Below are 20,347 nucleotides of genomic sequence, written 5' to 3' on the forward strand. Positions count from 1 at the left end.
CCCTCGGCGCTGAGCGCCTGTCCCTCTCCCCGAGGGAGAGGGCTTAGAACTTACGCGTCGACCGTTATGACCCCGCGACGGATCTGGTCGAGTTCGATGCTCTCGTACAAAGCCTGGAAATTGCCGTTACCAAAGCCTTCATTTCCCTTGCGCTGGATGATCTCGAAGAAGATCGGCCCGAACATGTTCTCCGTGAAGATCTGGAGCAACAACCCCTCCTCGCCGACATTGCCGTCGATCAGGATGCGGTTGCGGCGTAGGCGTTCGAGGTCGTGGCCGTGGTTCGGCACGCGCTTGTCGACCAGTTCGTAATAGGTCTCGATCGTGTCCTGCAGCTTGACGCCGCGCGCGCGGAGCTTCTCGACCGTCTCGAAGATATCGTCGGTGGTCAACGCCAGATGCTGGATGCCTTCGCCGTTGTAATCCTTGATGAATTCCTCGATCTGGCTCTTGTCGTCCTGGCTCTCGTTGAGCGGGATACGGATCGCGCGGTCGGGGGCGATCATCGCCTGGCTGAACAGCCCGGTCGCCTTGCCCTTGATGTCGAAATACTTCTGCTCCTCGAAGCCGAAGATCTGGCCGTAGAACTCCGCCCAGGTCCGCATCTGGCCACGCTTCACATTGTGCGTGAGGTGGTCGAGCAAATCGAGGCCGACGTTGTTCTCGGCTTCCGCTTCGGCCGCGCCCGGAACCGCATTCCAGTCGTCATACAGGCTGCCGGCCGCGCCATGCTTGTCGACCAGATACAGCAGCGAACCACCGATTCCTTCGAGCACATAGCTGCCCTCGCCGAGCGCGCCCGTGCTGGCATCGGCCGCCTTGGCGCCGCGTGCGAGCGCCGCGTCGAACGCTTCCTTGGCGTCATGAACGCGGAACGCCATGCCGCTTGCGGACGGGCCATGATCCGCGCGGAATGCTGCCGCATGGCCGCCGTCTTCGCGGTTCAGCAGCAAGTTGATGCGGCCCTGCTTGTAGCGGGTGACGGCCTTGGTGGGGTGGGTCGAGGCGGCGACGAAGCCGAACTGCTCGAACTGCGCGGCCATCCGGTCGGGATCGGGCGACGTGAATTCGGCGAACTCGAACCCGTCGAGACCCATCGGGTTTACATCCATATGGTCCATGATCACATCCTGACAGTTGGTATCCGTTGTTACCAATCTGGCGGGTTGAACAACTGGTGTCAATCGTTACGATTTCGCTATGGCTGACCGCGCACTCGTTCTGGACGATTTCATCCCGTATCGCCTGTCGATCACCTCGAACCTTGTCAGCGAGGCGGTGGCGGATACGTATGAGGCACTGTTCGGGCTGACGATCCCGGAGTGGCGGCTGGTGGCGGTGGTCGCCGAGGCGGACGGCATCACGCAGCAGCAGGTCGGCCAGCAGACGCGGATGGACAAGGTCACGGTGAGCCGTGCGGCGATCGCCTTGGTCGAACGTGGGCTGATGCAGCGGCATGCGAACCCGGAGGATCGCCGCTCGCATCTGCTGAGGCTGACCGACGACGGCCACACGCTCTATGCCTCGGTCGCGCCGAAGGCGCTCGATCTGGAGCGGCGCATCTTTGCGGGGTTCTCAGGGGCGGAGGTCGAGCAGTTCGTCGCGATGCTGCGGCGGATCGATGCGGTGACGATCGACCTCGTTCACGACTCCCACGGCGGCGTTGGCGACCAGAGACCACGCAGGTAATCGAGCAGTGCGGTAGTACCGGACGACACCGGCCCGCGCGCATGCACCGCGTAAATCCCGACGTCCGCAGACCCGGCCAGTTCCGGCAGGATGCGGACGAGTCGACCACCCGCCAAGTCCGCGCTGACATCCCATAGCGAGCGCAGCGCGATGCCGACGCCGGCCAGCGTGAGTTCGCGCACGACTTCGCTGGAATTGGTCGCGACGTAGCTCCGGCGATCGATCGTGACGTCGCCACTCGGGCCGGTAAGCCGCCACGGCATCTGGCCCTTCGCTGCGAGCAGGCGGTGTTCCATAAGATCGGCCGCGTCGCGCGGCGCACTGTAGCTCGGTGCAGCGCACAGGACCCGACGGCTGTCGGCAAGGCGATGGCCCGTCAGGCTTGGCGGCACGGCCGGGGCGATCCGAATCGCGAGATCAAGCCGGTCGCCGATAACATCCGAGAAGCCGTCCGACAGATCGAGGTCGAGCTCGATCGCAGGATGCGCGTCGAGGAACGGCTTCAGATGCGGCGCGATATGGAGGCGACCGAACGACGTAGGTGCGCTGACCCGTAATGGTCCGGCCGGCGTATCCGTACGGTCCGACACGCGCGCCTCGGCGTCGCGGATCGCGGCGAGGATCTCCACCATGTCGCGGTGATAGGCCGCCCCCCGAGCGGTCAGTTCGAGCCGCCGCGTCGTCCGGTTGAGCAACCGCACGCCCAGCCGGGCCTCCAGCCGCGCGATGCGTTTCGAGACCATCGCCGGCGAGATACCCATCGAACGCCCCGCCGCGCTGAGGCTGGCGGTGCGGACGACTTCGGCGAAGAGGACGATATCGGGATCCATTCGTTCTCCAGGCGATCAACAGATTTCGGTTTATACTGTCTAGTGGCGAAGGTGGCGGGCGTCTATCGTCGCGATAGAGCATAGGAGAGCAGCATGGCCGAGATGATCGAAAAGGCGGGTCTGAAGATCGCCGCATCGCTGGTGGACTTCATCGAAACGCACGCGTTGCCGGGGACGGGTCTCGATGCGACGTCGTTCTGGCAGGGCGTTTCGGACATTTACGCCAAGTTCGCGCCGGAGAATGCCGCGCTGCTGGCGGTCCGCGACGACCTTCAGGCGAAGATCGACGCGTGGCACGAAGCCCGGGCCGGCAAGCCGATCGACCAGCCCGGGTATCAGGCGTTCCTGCGCGAGATCGGCTATCTGGTCGACGAGCCTGCGTCGTTCTCGGTTACACCGACCAACGTCGATGCGGAGGTCGCCTCGCTCGCCGGCGCGCAATTGGTGGTGCCGATCCTCAACGCCCGCTTCCTGCTGAACGCGGCGAACGCGCGCTGGGGCAGCTTGTACGACGCGCTCTACGGGACCGATGCGATCCCCGGCGCGGCCTCCGGCAAGGGCTATGATGCGGCACGTGGCGCGCAGGTGATCGCCTGGGCAAAGGCGTTGCTCGACAAGGCCGTGCCGCTGGCGAACGGGTCCTGGAGCGACTGGGCCGGGGGTACGCCCGAGCTCGCGGATCCGAGCCAGCACATCGGGCAAGCGGGCGAGAATATCCTGTTGCGTCACAACGGCCTGCACATCGAACTGGTGATCGACGCTCAGCATTCGATCGGCCGCGACGACCCTGCATACCTTGCCGACGTCCTGCTTGAGTCCGCACTGACCGCGATCGCCGATCTAGAAGATTCGATCGCCGCGGTCGACGCCGAGGACAAGGTCGCCGCCTACGCCAATTGGCTCGGGCTGATGAAGGGCGACCTGACCGCCAGCTTCGACAAGGGCGGCCGCACGGTCACGCGCTCGCTCGAACCGGACCGGCAGTATACCGCCCCCGACGGCAGCGCGTTCACGCTTCCCGGTCGCAGCCTGATGTTCGTGCGCAACGTCGGCCACTTAATGACGACGCCCGCGATCCTGCTCGCTAACGGCAGCGAGGCGCCCGAAGGCATCCTCGACGGCATCGTCACGTCGCTGATCGGCTTACACGACCTGAAGGGCACCGGCCCGATCCGCAACAGCCGCGCGGGCTCGATCTACATCGTCAAGCCGAAGATGCACGGCCCCGACGAAGCCGCCTTCACCAACCGCCTGTTCGACGGAATCGAGGACCTGCTCGGCCTCGCGCGCCACACGATCAAGGTCGGCGTGATGGACGAGGAACGCCGCACCTCGGCCAATCTCGCCGCCTGCATCGCCGCGGTGAAGGACCGGGTCGTATTCATCAACACCGGCTTCCTCGATCGCACCGGCGATGAGATGCACACCTCGATGCGCGCCGGCCCGATGATCCGCAAGGGTGACATGAAGGCTTCGTCGTGGATCAAGGCGTATGAGGATCGCAACGTCCAGATCGGTCTCGCCTGCGGGCTCAGCGGAAAGGCGCAGATCGGCAAGGGGATGTGGGCCGCGCCCGACCGGATGGCGGACATGCTCGAGCAGAAGATAGCGCATCCTATGACCGGCGCGAACACCGCGTGGGTGCCGTCACCGACCGCCGCGACGTTGCACGCGACGCATTACCACCGCGTCGACGTGTTCGCGCGGCAGACGGAGCGGAAGGCCGAACCGATCGCCTCGCTCGACGCGCTGCTGACGATCCCCGTCGCGACCGGGCACAATTGGCAGCCCGACGAGGTGCTCGAGGAGCTGGAGAACAACGCTCAGGGAATCCTCGGCTATGTCGTGCGCTGGGTCGACCAGGGTGTCGGCTGCTCGAAGGTGCCCGACATCCACGACATCGGCCTGATGGAGGACCGCGCGACGCTGCGGATCAGTTCGCAGCACATGGCCAACTGGCTGCTCCACGGCATTGCCACGCCTGACGAGGCGGATGCGGCGCTGCGGCAGATGGCTGCGAAGGTCGATGCGCAGAATGCGGGCGATCCGTTGTACCGGCCGATGGCGGGACACGAGGACGAGAGCCTCGCGTTCCAGGCCGCCCGCGCGCTCGTGTTCGATGGTCTAGCGCAGCCGAGTGGCTATACCGAACCGCTGCTCCACGCGTTCCGCGCTCGGGCAAAGGAAAGGGACGCTGCCTGATGCCGCTGTACGAGATCGAGGGTAAACGGCCGACGCTGGCCGACGACGTCTGGGTCGCTCCGTCCGCCGACGTGATCGGCGACGCGCGGCTGGGGGAGGGGGCCAGTGTCTGGTTCGGGGCGGTGATCCGCGCGGACAACACGCCGATCATCGTCGGTGCACGGACCAATATTCAGGAGGGCGCGATGCTGCACTCCGATCCGGGTGCACCGTTGACAATCGGGGAGGGTTGCACGGTGGGCCATCATGCGATCCTCCACGGCTGCACGATCGGCGACAATGTGCTGGTCGGGATGGGGGCGACGATCCTCAACAACGCGGTGATCGGCGACGATTGCCTGATCGGTGCTAACGCGCTGGTGACCGAGGGGAAGGTGTTTCCTGCCGGGAGCCTGATCGTCGGGGCGCCGGCAAAGGCAGTGCGCGAACTGTCTCCGGAAGCAATTGCCGGACTGAAGATGTCCGCCGCGTCGTACGCGGCCAAGCAGCACGTCTACGCCGAGGGTTTGAGATTGGTCGAAGTATAGAATCCTCCCCCGTCAGGGGGAGGTGGCGCGTAGCGACGGAGGGGGAGGACACGGAGCAGAAGTCATCTCCTGCCTCCCCTCCGTCTGGCAAGTGCCAGCCACCTCCCCCTGGCGGGGGAGGATTTAGTTAGAAGCTCAGCCGGCCACCGAGCGACAGCACGACGGCCGACGCGTTACGCAGCGCGCCCGAGGTGATGATGTTCGTCTGTGCAGCGGTGCCGACATAGGCAGCCGTCCTGCGGTCGATCGTGCTGTTTTCGAAATCAACATACTGCGCGGCGGCGTCGAGCGCGATGCGCGAGGTCAGCTGGTACGACCCACCCGCCGCATAGGTCCAGCGGTCGGCGTCGGGTACGCGGGCATCGCGAAGGCCGTCCTGGGTCGGTGTCTTGGTGCGCTGGACGCCCGCGCGGATCGTCGCCTTGGGGGTGACTGCGTAGTCGAAGCCGCCTGCGAGGCTCCAGCTGTCCTGATAGTTCTCGGGGATCGCGGTGTTCAGCGGTGCACCGAGATCGATCGTGTCGAACTTGCTCCAGTAATAGGCGACGACCTGCGCGTTGAGCGTCAGCGCGTTGGTCGCGCGGATACGACCGGCAACGATCACCTGGCCCGGCGTGTTGAAGCTCGCCTTCGCGCCGTCGAGCGACACGTTCGAGCTTGCCAGCGGGCCGACCAGCCCGGTGATGTTCAGGCTGCCCTTCAGATTGTGGCGGATGCTCGACTTGTAGCTAACGCCGACGGTGGCGAAGTCGTTGTGCAGCTGAACGCCTGCGGTCCAGCCGAAGTCCCAGCCGTCACCCTTCAGCTCCTGGAAGCCGTCGGGCAGCGCCGCAGACAGGTTGGGGAGCGCGTTGTTGAGCGTCGCGTCGGTATATTCGACGTTCAGCGCACCACCGACGCGCAGCCAGTCGGTCACTGCAACGCCGATCGAGGGCTGGATGTCGATCGTCCGCAGCCGGGTCTTGTCCGCGCTGTAGCGTGCCCAGCTGTTCGCTTCGTAATTGGTGGTGAAGCTGAACGGCGACGTCACCGCCACGCCGATCGCGATCCGGTCGGTTAGCGGATAGGCGATCGCGCCCGACGGGACGACACCCTTGTTGATCGGATCGCTCGAGGTGCCGTTGCCGCCAACGGGGGTGTAGTTGAACCCGGTTGGCCGGCCGGTCGTCGGCGAGAAGGTGGGGCGGCCGATGAGCGTGCCGGTGTCGACGACGTCACCCTTGGGCAGGATCGCGCTTGCGCTCAGCGTCGCGCTGCCGTCGCGGATGCCGGCGATCGCGGCTGGGTTCCACCACAGCGAGTCAGGGCCGGTATCGGCGCCTTCACCCGAGAATGCGCGGCCGGCACCGCGAGCGGACTGTGCCTGGAGATAGAAGGCGTCGGCGTAGGCGGTGCTGGCGAATCCGAACGCGGAGACGAGTGCGGATACCGCGAGAAGCGGAGCTTTGGTGCGAAGCGTCATGGGTAAGGTCCTGAAAGCTATACTGATAATAGGGAGGAGGAAGCGGCGCTTCAGCGCACGCGCGTCCAGGTCTGGGTCTTGCAGAGCGGGAAGAAGACGCAGCCGCGCAGCTTCAGCTGGTTCGCACCGAGCGGCGTGATCTTGCCGCTATACGTCTTGCCGTCCTCGGCATTGTAGACCTGACCGCTGCTCCAGACGCCGTCCGAGTCCGACTTGAAGCCGCTCAGCATCTGCATCCCCTGGATCGGGCGATTGCGCAGCGCGGTGTTCGAATTGTTCGCATCCTTCATCGAAGGATTGGCGCGCAACGCGTCGGAGGTGAGGATCTTGCCGCAGATCGACGGGCCACAGCGGGCGATCTCGACGATGGCGTTGTGCGTCTCGGTCTTCCAGCGGCCGATGACGGTCTCGGGCGTGGCGGACGCGCCGGCGAGCAGGGCGGTGGCGATCAACAGGGACATCTTCTATCCTCTCCTAGTGTCGTTGGTGACGCCGCATGCGTGCGGTCGTCGAATGTTTCGTCAGGCCGTCGACGTTATCGCGACCTTGTTGCCGTATACGGCAGTTATCGATCCCGACTAGAATTGTACGAAGACAAGTCAAGTCTTCTTACTGATTCCGGGCGGTGAAAAAGTGTTCATGCGCACGGTGTGCCCCCGCGCAGGCGGGGCCCAGGATCACGAACGCAGCGCTGCTTGACCCTGGGCCCCCGCTTTCGCGGGGGAACAGTCTTAGTTGCGGAGTGGCTTGCCCGTCTGGAGCATATGCACGACTCGCGCCTGAGTCCGAGGATCCTTGACGCTCGCCATGAACGCCGCGCGCTCCAGGTCGAGCATCTGGTCCTCGGTCACCGTGTCGACCAGATCCGCCTCGCCACCGGTCAGCACCTCGGCGAGACGATCCGCGACGACGAGGTCATAGTCGGTCGCCAGACCCTTCTTGTGGAAGTCCGCCACCGCCATGTTCAGCCCCGTCCGGCCACTCGCGCCCGCCAGGCGGAAGGTCGGCTTCTCCGGCGCGACATAGCCCTCGACCAGCGACAGCGCCTTGGCTTTCGCATCCGCGAGCAACCGGTCGCGGTTCATCGTGATGCCGTCGGCCTTGCGCAGGATCATCATCTCCTTCGCCTCCGCCGCCGACTTGGCGACCTGAGCTGTAGAGACCGCCTGGAACACCTTGGTCAGCACCGGCATCGGCCCGTTCGGCAGCGTGCGCGACTTGGTCCAGCGGTCGAGCATCTCGCCATTGCCGCCCCAGCCGGGGACGAGCCCGACGCCGCATTCGACGAGGCCTGCGTAGGTCTCGGCATGCGCCTGCACCGCGTCCGAGTGGAGCAGGATCTCGCACCCACCGCCGAGCGCGAGCCCGGCCGGCGCGCTGACGACCGGGAAGGGCGCGTATTTGAGCGCCTTGTACGCCTGCTGACCGCCCGAGACGCTGGCCTCGACCATGTCCCAAAGGCCCGCGCCGACTGCGAACATCGCCGCGCCCAGGTTCGCACCCGCCGAGAAGTTCGATGCCTCGTTATACACCACCAGCGCCTTGAAGCGCTCGCGGACCACCGGGATCGCCTCGTTGATGAGCGCGACGACCTGATCGTCGAGCGCGTTCATCTTAGTGTGGAACTCGAGCGCCGCGACGCCGTCACCGACATCCCAGAGCGACGCCGACAGGTTCGTGAGGATCGGCCGCGAGCGGAGCTTGATGTCCTCCAGCAGTTCGACGCCGTCCGCGCGCGGCACGTCGGCATAGTCACCACCAGCCGTGAGATACTGACGCTGGCCGTTCTCGACGCGGTAGAACGGACGATCGCCCGCGGTCGTCAGGATCGCAGGAACGTCGCGACCTTCCTCGGCAAGGCGCGCGGCGAGCACACCCGGCCCCATCCGGTCGATCAGCTCGAACGGCCCGTATTTCCAATTGTACCCCAGCTTCATCGCATCATCGATCGCGACGACATCGTCCGCCGCCTCGCCGACAAGCATCGCCGCATAGGACAGCGTGTTGCCAAGGATCGACCATGCAAAAGTGCCGATCTTGCCCGGCTCCGCGATTAGCGCCGCGAGGTCCTTGCCGGTCTTGCCCGGCAACTCCGCCGGCTTGGCTTCCGCACGATACTCGCCAGTCGCGAGATCGAACGACAACTTGGTCCGCGTCGCCTTGTCGAAGCGGTAGAAACCACCCTTGCCCTTGCGGCCGGTGAACCCTTCCGCGATCATCTTGTCGACCAGCGGCAGCGGACGCACCGTATCGAAATACGGATCGCCAGCGGGCAGCGTGGACGACAGGCTCTTCGACAGCAGCGGCATCAGATCGACGCCGACGAGGTCGACCAGCCCGAAGATCCCGGTCTTCGGCACGCCCATCGGACGGCCACCGATCTGGTCGGCCTCCTCGACGGTCAGCCCCTGGTCCATCGCCGCGTTGATCGCAATCGCCAGCCAATAGGTGCCGATGCGGTTGGCGATGAACCCCGGCGTGTCCTTCGCGCGGACGATCCGCTTGCCCATGAAACGATCGACGAAATCTTCGACCTTCTCGGCGACCGCGACGTCGGTGTGCTCACCGCGGACGATCTCGACCAGCCGCATGTAGCGCGGCGGGTTGAAGAGGTGCGTGATGAGGAAGTCGGCCTTGAACTGGTTCGACCGGCCCTCGACGAGGTTGCCGAGCGGGATCGTCGAGGTGTTCGATGAGACCGCAGTGCCGGGGCGCTTTAAAGCCTCGAGCTTGGCGTACAGCGCCTGCTTGATGTCGAGCCGCTCGACGATCGCCTCGACGATCCAGTCGCACTCGGCGACGCGACCCAGATGATCGTCGATGTTGCCCGTCTCGACCAGCTTGGCCGCGCGCTTCGACATGAAGGGCGCAGGGTCGGTCTTGAGCATTTTCGCGACCGCGCCCTTGGCCACTGCGTCGCGGTCATCACCCTCGCGCGGCACGATGTCGAGCAACAGCACCGGGATCCCGGCGTTCGCGACCTGCGCCGCAATGCCCGCACCCATCACGCCCGCGCCGATGACGCAGACCTTCTTGACCTGATCGACCATCATGCGCGCTCCAGCACCGTCGCGATGCCCTGACCGCCGCCGATACACTGGGTCGCCAGCGCATAGCGCCCACCCTCGCGCGACAGCAGCGACGCCGCCTTGCCGACGATCCGCGCGCCGGTCGCGCCGAGCGGATGACCGATCGCGATCGCACCGCCATCGAGGTTGATCGCCTCGTCCTTGAGGCCCAGGTCGCGGATGCAGGCGATCGCCTGACTCGCGAACGCCTCGTTGATCTCGACCACGTCGAGGTCGGCGACGGTGATCCCGGCCCGCTCCAACGCCTTCTTCGACGCACCGATCGGGCCAAGCCCCATCGTTTCGGGCCTGCAACCCGACACGCCGATCGACTTGATCCGCGCGAGGATCGTCAGGCCGTGCTTCTTCGCGAATTCCTCGGAAGTCACCAGCACCGCGGACGCGCCATCCGTCAGCGGCGAGGACGTGCCGGCGGTCACCGAGCCATCCGCGCTGAACGCAGGCTTCAGTCCGGCGAGCGCTTCGGTGGTCGTGCCGGCGCGGATCGTGCCGTCCTGGCTGACCGGGCCAGCCTTGGTCTGGATCGTCACGATCTCGTCGGACAAGCGGCCATCGGCGCGCGCCGCGGCGGCCTTGTCCTGGCTCTTGACCGCGAACGCGTCCTGCTCGGCGCGCGTGATCTGGTATTGCCGCGCGACGTTCTCGGCGGTCTCGCCCATGCCCATGTACGCGCCGGCGCTCTTCTTCGCGAGCTCGGGGTTGGGCAGGGGGTTGTAGCCACCCATCGGCACGCGGCTCATCGATTCGAGCCCCGCGCAGATGAACGCCTCGCCCGCGCCGACCGCGATCTGGCCGTAGGCGATGTGGATCGCGCTCATCGACGAGCCGCAGAACCGGTTGACCGTCATCCCGCCGACCGAAATCGGCAGGTCGGCGATCTGCGCGATCAGCTTGGCGACGTTGAGGCCCTGCTCGCCCTCGGGGAAAGCGCAACCGAGGATGATGTCCTCGATCTCGGCGGGATCGACGCCGGTCTTGTCGAGCAACCCGCGAATCGTCTGCGCGGCGAGATCGTCCGGACGGACGCGGGCGAGCTCGCCCTTGCCGGCGAGGTGGAACGGCGAACGGGCGTACCCGGCGATGACGACGTTGGTCACGATGATCCTCTCATATTGCGGTCGACCCGGTTAACGCTTGCGGGTTACCCTTAAGGTGCGATACCTCACCTTTACGTCAAGGTGAAGCGGCCGACAATATGGCTTACGCACACTGAGCAATGGAGAGCGAGATGCAGGACACTTCCGGGGGCAAGGCGATCGGCGTACCGTTGCTGGGCGAGCCGCGGCTGCTGGGCGACATGCTCGACCTGTCGGTGCAGCGGTTCGGGTCGCGCAACGTGCTCGACTTCATGGGCCGGACACTGACCTATGCCGCGCTCGGCGAGTCGGTCGATCGGGCGGCGCGGGGGCTCCAGGACATGGGCGTCGTGAAGGGTACGCGTGTTGCGCTCTGCCTGCCGAACACGCCCTATTATCCGATCCTGTTTTTCGCGATTCTCAAGGCGGGCGGCGTCGTCGTCAACGTCAACCCGCTCTATGTCGAGCGCGAGCTGGCGCATTTGCTCGAGGATTCGGGCGCGACGATCATCGCCACCTGCGACATAGCCGAGATCCACGCGCGTGTGCTCAAGGTCGCGGGGCAGATGGGCGTGAAGCACGTCATCACCTGTCCGATCGCCGGCGCGTTGCCGACGCTGAAGTCGATCGCCTACCGCATCTTCAAGCGCGCCGAGATCGGTCGGGCACCGACTGACGCGCGCCATTCGACGTTCGGCTCGCTGCTTAAGGCGAAGGGGGCGCCGTCCCCGGTAGCTGTCTCCCCTGACGAGGTCGCAGTGCTGCAATATACCGGCGGCACGACCGGCGAGCCCAAGGCGGCGATGCTCAGCCACGCCAATCTCGTCGCGAACGCCGATGCGATGGTCGTCTTCGTCGGTGGCGAGCAACCGCACCAGGACCGCGTGCTTGGCGCACTCCCGCTGTTCCACGTCTTCGCGCTGACCACCGTGCTGACCTATTCGATCCGCACCGGCGCAGAAATGATCCTGCTGCCGCGCTTCGAATTGCAGCAACTGCTCAAGACGATCGAGCGCACCAAGCCGAGCTATTTCCCCGCGGTGCCGACGATCTATGCGGCCATTACGACGGCCGCCGAAACGCAAAAGATCGACCTGTCCTCGATCCACGCCTGCATCTCGGGCGGCGCGCCGCTGCCAGCGGAGGTGCGGATCGCGTTCGAGGCGGCGACCGGCGCCAAGCTGTGCGAGGGGTATGGTCTGTCGGAAGCCTCGCCGATCATCACCTGCAACCCGATCGATGGCCTCAACAAGCCGGGCTCGGCGGGCTTGCCGTTTCCCGGCACGACGATCGAGATCCGCGATCGCGAGGATCCGACGCGCCTGTTGCCCATCGGCGAGAATGGCGAGATCTGTGCGCGCGGTCCTCAGATCACGCAAGGCTACTGGCACAAGCCCGCCGCCACCGCCGAGCTGTTCGCGGACGGCGCGCTGCGCACCGGCGACGTCGGGCATCTCGACGCGGACGGCTATCTGTTCATCGTCGACCGGATCAAGGACCTGATCCTCGCCGGCGGGTACAACGTCTATCCGCGCGTGATCGAGGAGGCCTTGTACGAACACCCCTCCGTGCTCGAAGCCGTCGTCATCGGCGTACCCGACAAATACCGCGGGCAGGCGCCGAAAGCGTTCGTCGTGCTGGCCGAAGGTACGGTCGCTACCCCGCTCGAACTGCGCGATTTTCTGCGCGACAAGATCAGCAAGATCGAGCTTCCCCGCGAGGTCGAAATCCGCGACAGTCTCCCCAAGACGCTGATCGGCAAGCTATCCAAAAAGGAACTTGTCGCTGAAGAGACCGCAAAGGCGGCGGCGTCGGAGGCGAGGGGAGTGGACGCGTGAACGACCGACAGGACGATCTTACCGGCATACAGGAAGTCTCGCGCATGCTTGGCGTGAGCGCGCGGACGCTCCGGTTCTACGAGGACAAGGGGCTGATCGAGCCCTGCCGGATCGGCACGACGCGGGTCTACACACGGCGCGAAGTCGCCCGGATGCAGCTGATTTTGCGTGGCAAACGTCTCGGCTTCACGCTGCGCGATATCGAGGAGTTCCTCGATCTTTACGACGCCGACCCGCAGCATGTGGAACAGATGCGCGCGCTGGCCGAACGCTGCCGCCAACGGATCGACCTGCTCGATGCGCAACGCGAGGCGATCGTCCAGACGCGGGACGAGCTGGAGAAGATCGAGCAGGAGGCGCTGGCGCGGATCCCGGCGGGGACGGTCTAGAGAATAAGGGAAGTCGCCCCCTGAAATTGCACCACGCACTCGAGACTGCTCCACCCCGGCGAAGGCCGGGGCCCAGTTGGAGAGGTGGCAATAACGAAGCGCGTTCCGGGTCAGCAACGTCCCCCAACTGGACCCCGGCCTCCGCCGGGGCGGGGTTTTTCGGTGTGATCGAGGGACACTAAAATTCTCACCCGCCAGGGGGAGGTGGCTGGCACTTGCCAGACGGAGGGGGAGGACACGGAAACCGATGTTCCGTGTCCTCCCCCTCCGTCACCTCCGGTGCCACCTCCCCCTTGCGGGGGAGGATCGTAAGGATTCTCGAGCTTAAAGCCCCACGACACCCCCATCGGTCTTCGTGATCACGATCGTCGCAGACCGCGGCCGTGACGGCGTCGTCACCGCGCCGGCCTGATTCGCCGGCCAGCTGCTGGTGATGTTCGTCGGCCCGCCATTCTCACCCGGATGCTGGATGTTGACGAACAACGACCGCCCATCCGGCGTCGAGTGGATGCCGGTGATCTCGCACTCCTTCGGCCCGACCAGGAAGCGACGCAGCGCCGCCCCCGGTGCCTTGCCGATCCGCGTCGTCACCGAACCGGTTGCCGCACCGATCGTGTTCGTCACAGTCCGCGTGCCGCCATCATTGACGACTCCCGGCACCGAGGCGAGCAACATGCAGTTGGTGACGTCGGTGTACGCGCCGTCGTCGGTCTCGATCCACATCACCGGCGCAATCGTCCCCGACGCATTGCTCGGCAGGCCGAACCACAAACCGTCCGGCGACGAAAAGTCGTTGGTCGCATCGAGGCCCGACAGGTTGATGTTGGTCGCGTCGAGATCGCTACCCGCACCGAAGGCGTAGATGTCCCAGGCGAAGGTCAGCGCATCGGACGTGTCGCCGGTCTCGCGCAGGCGGATGATGTGCCCGTTGGCATTGCCGGTGGTCTGCCCGCCGGTGGTCTTCGGATCGACATAGGCGCGCGGGTTGGGCGCATCGGCGGTAGCGACCGTACGCGACGAGTTATTGGTGAGCGTGCAATACATCTCGCCGGTCGCCGGGTTTACCGCGGTCCACTCGGGGCGATCCATCCGCGTCGCACCCAGTGCATCGGCGGCGAGACGCGTGTTGATCAGCACATCGACCTGGCTCGAGAACGGATAGGCCGCGTTCGCGGAGGTCAGCGGGCCGACATTATAGGTCAGCGGAAGCCACTGGCCACTACCATCCGCTGCGAGCTTCGCCACGTAAAGCGTTCCGGCATCGAGATACTTGTCACCGATTGCGAGATGGTTGGCGGCCGTCGCATCCGCAGCCGACCAGGGCGTCGCCGATACGAACTTGTAGATATACTCGTTCTGCGCATCGTCGCCCATGTAGAAGGCCGGCTTCACGCCAGCGATCGTCCGCCCGATCTGGCAGCCCTCATGGTTCATACGGCCCAGCGCAGTCCGCTTGCGCGGCGTCGAGGCGGCATCGAACGGATCGATCTCGACCACCCAGCCGTACTGGAAAATCTCGTTGCGGAAATCGCCCGTGCCATCGGCGGGTGCGCTGGCCTGCGCGGTGATGTTCCAGCGCGAGTAGAGCGTGCTGGTCGTGTCCGCTGGCGTCACCGTCGACCAGCCATAGTTGCCGCCGGTATTGCTCTCGCCCTTGCCGTAACGCGTCAGCGAGGTGTTCGCCTTGACGCCCACCGGGCCAGTTGCCGCGCGCCGCGCTGCGTCGCCGACTTCACGCTTGAAATAGCCGACCCAGTTCTCTTCGTTGGTCAGGTACGTGTTCCAAGGCATTGTACCATTGGCACAATTGTTGATCGTGCCGCGACCGGTGGTGGCATCCGGCGAGTAGCGCGTCTTGAGGCTGTCGGCACCGCGCACCGGACCCGAGAAGCTCATCGGCGTCAGCGGCGTAATACGACGGTTGAACGACGAGGCGGTGGTGTAGCTCCACGCGGCGGCGCGGTTCACTTCGATGACCGACACGCCGTGGCACTCCATTTCTTTCAGCGCTTCGGCTTCGGGGCGGACGCCGGCCGTCGTAGTCGGGCCGTTCGGATGGAGGTAGGCCTGCGTGATGTTCTCGTGGTTGAGCACGAGTAGGCCGCGCGTATTGCCGTTCGCATCCGGCGTTCCGGTGGCGGACATGCCGAAATAGCTCATGCCGTCATGATGATCGCCCGCGCGCTTCGAGAACGTCGCGTCGGTCCCGTCATTGGCATAGGCGCCGACGCCGCTGCCGATCGGATCACCGAGCCGGTACAAGACCGTCACCGCGTAACCCGCAGGCACTGCAACGACATCCGCCAGGCTCTTCGCAACCGCGGTGAAGCCCAACGAGGCCGCGCCGACGGTCACGCTGGTGGTCGCGCTGACCGAGCCGCTGGCGGATACTGCGGTGAACTGGAAGCTGAGGACGGTCCCGGCAGCAGCACCCGGTACGACGAAGGTTGCGGTGGCGGTCGAGGCACCGGCTAGCGTGACGGCGGGGCCGGCGGTCTGCGTCCAGGTCACGCTGTCGACCTGGCCGATCGCTGCGCCGGTCAACGTCGCGACGCGGCCCGCAGTCGAGCTGCCGCCGGCGGTCGCCGTTACCGTGACGGGGCTTGAGCCATTGCCGTCATTGTCATCGTCGCACCCGGTCAGCAACATGCCGCCGAACACCGCCGCGGCGGTCGCGGACATGCCGCCCATCAAGGTCTGGCGACGTGAATAGCGCGTTTCGATCAGGTCGTTGATATGCGGGTTGGCGGTCGGATTGGTGTCGATATCGCCGTCGGTATAGATGGTCTCGAACGTCATGCTTGGTCCCCCCGGGGATGGTTGCGTGGTGTGTAACGATGCGTGGAAATCAGAATTTCGCGCCCAACTCGACGCCGTAGAAGCGCGGCTCGCCGGCGATGTAGGTCGGGATGCCGAAGCCGCCGCCAGTGTTGCCCGCGTCGATCAAATAGCGCTTGTTGGTCGCGTTCCGGACAAAGCCGCCGACGCTGTAGCGACCTTGCGCGAACTCGATCCCGGCGCGGGCGTTGACCAGCGTGTAGCCGGGCGTGCTGATCGCCGGGTTGTTCGGTAGTTCGAAAAACGCCTTGGTGCGGTAGGTGACGCTCGGCGTGGCGTAGACCGTCGCGCCGCCGACCGGCAGACGAAGGATCACGCCGCCCGACGCGGTCGTGTCCGGCTGGAGGCGGAAGCGGTTGCCGGCGAATACGCCGTTCGCCGCTTCGTCGCCGATGCCACCGTCGATGTAGGCAAACGTCCCGAATACCGAGAGATACGATGCGAGCTTCAGATTGCCTTCGAGTTCGACGCCCAGGTTCTTGGCCGACCCGGCGCTCTGCGTCGTGGTCACGCCGTTGTTCGTCACCGACACCTGGAAGCCGTCATAGGTCTGGTAGAAGACCGATGCCGCGCCGCTGAACGGGCCCACGCGCCCCTTGATGCCGCCTTCATAGTTCCAGACGTTCTCCTGCGGGACGACCTGCAGGTTGGGACCGACGCCGAACGCGGTGCGCTGCGCGGCGAGCTGGACCACCGGCGAACGGCGCCCCTTGCTGATCGTCGCGTAGAGATTGACCGCGTCGTTGAGCTTCAGCAGCGCGTTGAAACGCGGCAGGATCGCGGTGAAGCTCTTCTCCGCGACGAACTTGTTGCCGTTGGTGTTGGCCGTGCCGAGCAGGCTCGACTGGATGCCGAGTGCCGCCAGGATCACCGAGTTCGGCTGAACCGACGAATAGCCCGACTGGCGGTCCTCGATCAGGATCCGCGCGCCCGCGGTCAGTTCGAGCGCAGGCACCGGAATGTACGTTGCGTCGGCGAACAACGAGTAGGTATCGTTGTTGCCGTAGTTCGTGAACTCCGCGGCATAAGGTATTGCCGTTGCACGACCACCCGTAAGCGCTGCGGTTGCGCGCGTCGCGGGAACCGTGCCGTTCGGTGCGACGCATCCGGTGCCGGTCGGGATGCCGGCGCCGTTCAGCGCCGCGCGGATCGGGGCGTAGGCGGGCGTGACCGAACAGGCGAGGTACGTGCCCTCTTCGGTCGCGAACGGAACGCGCTGGAAGCCGTTCTCGAAGAACGCGTTCCAGCCGACCGAGGCGCGGTACTTCGGCCCTTCGAAGGCGAAGCGGCTTTCATGGCTCCACTGGTCGCCCTTCGCGTCCTCGGCGAACTCGAGATACGCGGCGGGGCCACCATCGGCGTCGAACACTTCGAGCGCGTCGAACTTGCGATACCCGTTGACGGTGGTGAAGGTGATCCCCGGCGACAGGTCCGCGGTGATCGTCAGGTTCGCGTCATAGACGTTGCGGTCGAGACCGAGCTTGCGCGCGCCGAGAACCGCGGCGCTGTACGGAGAGCCGGAGAGTTCCGCGTAGCCATAGTCGCCGGTCTGGCCGCCGGTCGGGGCGTGCGCGCGGCTCTTGAACGCGGTGCCGGGGTTTCGCTGTCCGTCATAGGTCAGGACGAGATCGGCGGTGATGCTGTCGCTCGGGCGATAGCGGAGCGAACCGCGGATGCCGCGCTGGTCCTGGCCGTTCAGGTCGTCCTGATCGACACCGCCCTGGTTCTGGTTCGGCACGTTCGCGTCGCCCGCGATGTTGCGGACGTACCCCTTGCGATATTTATACGCGAAGGCGATGCGACCGGCGAGCACGTCGTTACCGGCGTTCAGGAAGCCCGACACCTGGGTGCGGTCGAAATTGCCGTACGTGCCGTTGATCGCGCCCGATATGCCGGGCTCCGGCTTGGCCGACACAAGGCTGATCGCGCCGACCGCAGCCGCGGTGCCGAACAGGGTCGCCTGCGGACCCTTCACGACTTCGATCCGCGAGAGGTCGAACAGGTCTTGATACGCGCCGCGCGAACGGCTGATGTCGATGCCGTTGTAGTAGAGCGTGACGCGCGCGCCCTGCTGCGACGAGCCGTTGTCCGAGGTGATGCCGCGGATCACGAAGCCCGGGTTGTTCGCGCTCTGCTCCTGGATCTGTAGGCCGGGGATATAGGCGGCGACTTCGCTCAACGAGTTGACGCCGATCGACGCCATACGGGCGCCGGTCAGCGCGGTGACGGTAATGGGGACGTCTTCGATCCGCTGCTCGCGCTTCTGCGCGGTGACGACGATCTCGTCGTCCGACGTTGCGGCTTCGGTTTCGGCTTGGGCGGTCGCTGGGGAGCCGGCTTGCGCGAGCGCCATGGTCGAGCAGGTCGTGGCGAGCGTCGCAACTGCGAGCCGCGTGAAGATACGTGTCATTAAGTCCCCCGTGTCGTTGCCGCCGCACTACGGGGACGAGGTGACGTTTCGATGGCGTCTTCATGAAAGCAAAATGACTATTCCGTAACGGCGCTGTCACATCGTTGCCGCCGGGGTGTCTTCGATTCCGGCTAGCAGGCGGGCAACAGCCGTTACGAAAGCCCGAGCCGATGACGATCAACCGCCGCGATGCGCTTAAGAATGCCCTGAAACTTGCGGGCTCGGGTGCGACGCTCGCGCTCCCCGCCGTAGCAGCACAGGGAGCAGGCACGGCGAAAGCGCGCTTCGATCACGGGGTGGCGAGTGGTGATCCTTCGGTCGACGGCGCCATCCTCTGGACGCGGGCGACACCGGTGGATGCGACGCAGGCCGGCGATATCGCGCTGACCTGGCACGTTGCGGAGACCGACGGCGGCAAGCCGATCCGCTCGGGCACGATCAAGGCCCGTGCGGCGCGCGACTTCACCGCGAAGGTCGAGGCGACCGGGCTCCAGCCGGGGCACGAATATCGCTACTGGTTCGACGCCGCGGACGGCACGCGCTCACCGGTCGGCCGGCTCCGGACGCTGCCGAACGGCAAGGTTGCCGACGCCGTCATGGCGGTCGTTTCGTGCCAGCTCTACGCGGGCGGGCTGTTCAACGCGTATGACGCGATCGCCAAGCTCGACCGGCTCGACGCCGTCCTGCACCTCGGCGACTATATCTACGAATACGGCGCCGACGGGTACGGCGCGGACATCGCCAAGAAGATCGGCCGGCTGGTCGAGCCGCGCCACGAGATCGTCAGCCTCGCCGACTACCGCATGCGCCACGCGCAGGTGAAGCGCGACGTCGACATGCAGGCGGCTCACGCCCGTGCCACATTCATCTGCGTGTGGGACGATCACGAGGTCGCCAACGACGACTGGATGCACGGTGCCGAGAACCACGATCCCAAGACCGAGGGCGACTGGGACGCGCGCAAGGCAGCGGCGATGCAGGCGTATTTCGAATGGATGCCGATCCGCGACCCCAAGCCTGGCCAGCCCTGGGCGGCGATCAACCGCAGCTTCGATTTCGGTGATCTCGCGACGCTGGTGATGGTCGAGACGCGGTTGCTCGCGCGCAGTCATCAGGTCGTGTCGAAGGGCGAGGCGATCACACCCGCCGAATACGCACCGATGCTGGCGGAGCGCGCGCGGCCCGATCGCGAACTGCTCGGGCCGGCACAGCTTGCCTGGGTCGAGAAGACGATGGCGGCATCGGTGACCGCGGGGAAGCCCTGGCAGGTGCTGGGCAACCAGATCGTGATGGCGAAGGTCGCGGGCCCCGACATGGAGCGGCAACTCGGACCGGTGAAATTCGGCGAGACGATGGCGAAGCTGCCGGCGATGTGGCGCGAGCGACTGGCGGCGGGCACCGCTTCGTACCGGGCTGGCATGCCGTTCGGCCTCGACAGTTGGGACGGCTATCCGCCCGCGCGCGAGCGCCTGTACGCGGCGTTCCGGCGGGCGAAGTCGCGGCCGATCGTGCTGTCGGGCGACAGTCATGCCGCCTGGGCGAACGATCTGCACGACGACACGGGCAAGCTGGTCGCGGTCGAATTCGGCTGCACCGCGATCACCAGTCCGTCCTACGGTTCGCTGTTGCCGGGTATTGGCACGTTGATCGCCGACGCCAACAAGGGTGAGGTCCGGTTCTGCGATCAGGACGCCAAGGGCTTCACGCTGCTGACGCTCACGCCTGAGCAGGCGACCGCCGATTTCGTGACCGTGTCGACGGTGTTTGCCAAGCCGTTCACCCAAGCGACCGTGAAGCGGTTTCGTGCACAGGCTGCGCGGCCCGAACTGCCGCTGGAGGAGATCGCCTAAAACGATCCTCCGTTCGAACGGGATCGGAAACCGGTCGCCGATCGCCAGGGCTAGCGCCTGACAATCAAAGTTTTTCCGCCGCAAAGTTCAATCGACTGTCAATTCCCATTCGCTGGGGGGATATTCATCCCATCGGACGGAGATGGG

Annotated in this window: 14 protein-coding genes; 6 read left to right on the forward strand and 8 right to left on the reverse strand. The window is 65.6% G+C overall.

All coding sequences use genetic code 11. The features are described 5' to 3' along the window. Positions 1-50: 50 nt before the first annotated feature. Positions 51-1,121 (reverse strand): 4-hydroxyphenylpyruvate dioxygenase, encoded by a 1,071-nt coding sequence (gene hppD, locus AC1MH0_RS02070; RefSeq protein WP_480953813.1) that lies wholly within the window; start codon positions 1,119-1,121, stop codon positions 51-53. Between the two features lie 79 nt (positions 1,122-1,200). Between hppD and AC1MH0_RS02075 the strand changes: the two genes are divergently transcribed. Continuing rightward, positions 1,201-1,689 carry a MarR family winged helix-turn-helix transcriptional regulator gene (locus tag AC1MH0_RS02075; protein WP_480964495.1) on the forward strand — a complete coding sequence of 163 codons (489 nt, stop codon included), beginning with the start codon at positions 1,201-1,203 and terminating at the stop codon, positions 1,687-1,689. On the opposite strand, the gene AC1MH0_RS02080 is transcribed toward AC1MH0_RS02075, so the two are convergent. Then, on the reverse strand, positions 1,644-2,519 hold the full coding sequence (locus AC1MH0_RS02080; RefSeq protein WP_480964496.1) for a LysR family transcriptional regulator: 876 nt from the start codon (positions 2,517-2,519) through the stop codon (positions 1,644-1,646). The genes AC1MH0_RS02075 and AC1MH0_RS02080 overlap by 46 nt on opposite strands. 102 nt (positions 2,520-2,621) lie before the next feature. On the opposite strand from AC1MH0_RS02080, the gene AC1MH0_RS02085 reads away from it, so the two are divergent. Then, positions 2,622-4,721, forward strand: coding sequence for a malate synthase G (locus AC1MH0_RS02085; RefSeq protein ID WP_480965806.1), 2,100 nt, complete (start codon positions 2,622-2,624; stop codon positions 4,719-4,721). Next, positions 4,721-5,248 carry a gamma carbonic anhydrase family protein gene (locus AC1MH0_RS02090; RefSeq protein WP_480964497.1) on the forward strand — a complete coding sequence of 176 codons (528 nt, stop codon included), beginning with the start codon at positions 4,721-4,723 and terminating at the stop codon, positions 5,246-5,248. Before AC1MH0_RS02085 ends, AC1MH0_RS02090 begins: the two co-directional genes overlap by 1 nt. 127 nt (positions 5,249-5,375) lie before the next feature. On the opposite strand, the gene AC1MH0_RS02095 is transcribed toward AC1MH0_RS02090, so the two are convergent. The 4 genes from AC1MH0_RS02095 to AC1MH0_RS02110 form a co-directional block, all read right to left on the reverse strand. Continuing rightward, complete coding sequence (locus tag AC1MH0_RS02095) at positions 5,376-6,710, reverse strand: OmpP1/FadL family transporter (protein WP_480964498.1); 1,335 nt, start codon at positions 6,708-6,710, stop codon at positions 5,376-5,378. A gap of 50 nt (positions 6,711-6,760) precedes the next feature. Beyond that, positions 6,761-7,171: a DUF2147 domain-containing protein gene (locus tag AC1MH0_RS02100; RefSeq protein WP_107953232.1), complete on the reverse strand. Its 411-nt coding sequence runs from the start codon at positions 7,169-7,171 to the stop codon at positions 6,761-6,763. 270 nt (positions 7,172-7,441) lie between these two features. Then, on the reverse strand, positions 7,442-9,760 hold the full coding sequence (locus AC1MH0_RS02105) for a 3-hydroxyacyl-CoA dehydrogenase/enoyl-CoA hydratase family protein (protein WP_480965807.1): 2,319 nt from the start codon (positions 9,758-9,760) through the stop codon (positions 7,442-7,444). Beyond that, positions 9,760-10,896: a thiolase family protein gene (locus AC1MH0_RS02110; protein WP_480964499.1), complete on the reverse strand. Its 1,137-nt coding sequence runs from the start codon at positions 10,894-10,896 to the stop codon at positions 9,760-9,762. Before AC1MH0_RS02110 ends, AC1MH0_RS02105 begins: the two co-directional genes overlap by 1 nt. 131 nt (positions 10,897-11,027) lie before the next feature. Here AC1MH0_RS02110 and AC1MH0_RS02115 point away from each other — a divergent pair, with 131 nt between their 5' ends. Together AC1MH0_RS02115 and AC1MH0_RS02120 are read left to right on the forward strand one after the other, a co-directional pair. After that, the gene (locus AC1MH0_RS02115; protein ID WP_480964500.1) at positions 11,028-12,713 is read left to right on the forward strand and encodes a long-chain-fatty-acid--CoA ligase; all 1,686 of its coding nucleotides are present in this window, start codon (positions 11,028-11,030) and stop codon (positions 12,711-12,713) included. Then, on the forward strand, positions 12,710-13,102 hold the full coding sequence (locus tag AC1MH0_RS02120) for a MerR family transcriptional regulator (protein WP_120300301.1): 393 nt from the start codon (positions 12,710-12,712) through the stop codon (positions 13,100-13,102). The genes AC1MH0_RS02115 and AC1MH0_RS02120 overlap by 4 nt, the downstream gene beginning before the upstream one ends. A gap of 324 nt (positions 13,103-13,426) precedes the next feature. On the opposite strand, the gene AC1MH0_RS02125 is transcribed toward AC1MH0_RS02120, so the two are convergent. Both AC1MH0_RS02125 and AC1MH0_RS02130 read right to left on the reverse strand, forming a co-directional pair. Beyond that, positions 13,427-15,901, reverse strand: a complete 2,475-nt coding sequence (locus AC1MH0_RS02125; protein ID WP_480964501.1) for a PhoX family protein — start codon at positions 15,899-15,901, stop codon at positions 13,427-13,429. Between the two features lie 49 nt (positions 15,902-15,950). Next, the gene (locus tag AC1MH0_RS02130) at positions 15,951-18,350 is read right to left on the reverse strand and encodes a TonB-dependent receptor (protein WP_480964502.1); all 2,400 of its coding nucleotides are present in this window, start codon (positions 18,348-18,350) and stop codon (positions 15,951-15,953) included. 170 nt (positions 18,351-18,520) lie between these two features. On the opposite strand from AC1MH0_RS02130, the gene AC1MH0_RS02135 reads away from it, so the two are divergent. Beyond that, positions 18,521-20,200 carry an alkaline phosphatase D family protein gene (locus AC1MH0_RS02135; RefSeq protein ID WP_480964503.1) on the forward strand — a complete coding sequence of 560 codons (1,680 nt, stop codon included), beginning with the start codon at positions 18,521-18,523 and terminating at the stop codon, positions 20,198-20,200. Positions 20,201-20,347 lie beyond the last annotated feature (147 nt).

The organism is Sphingomonas sp. AP28, from assembly GCF_056680455.1.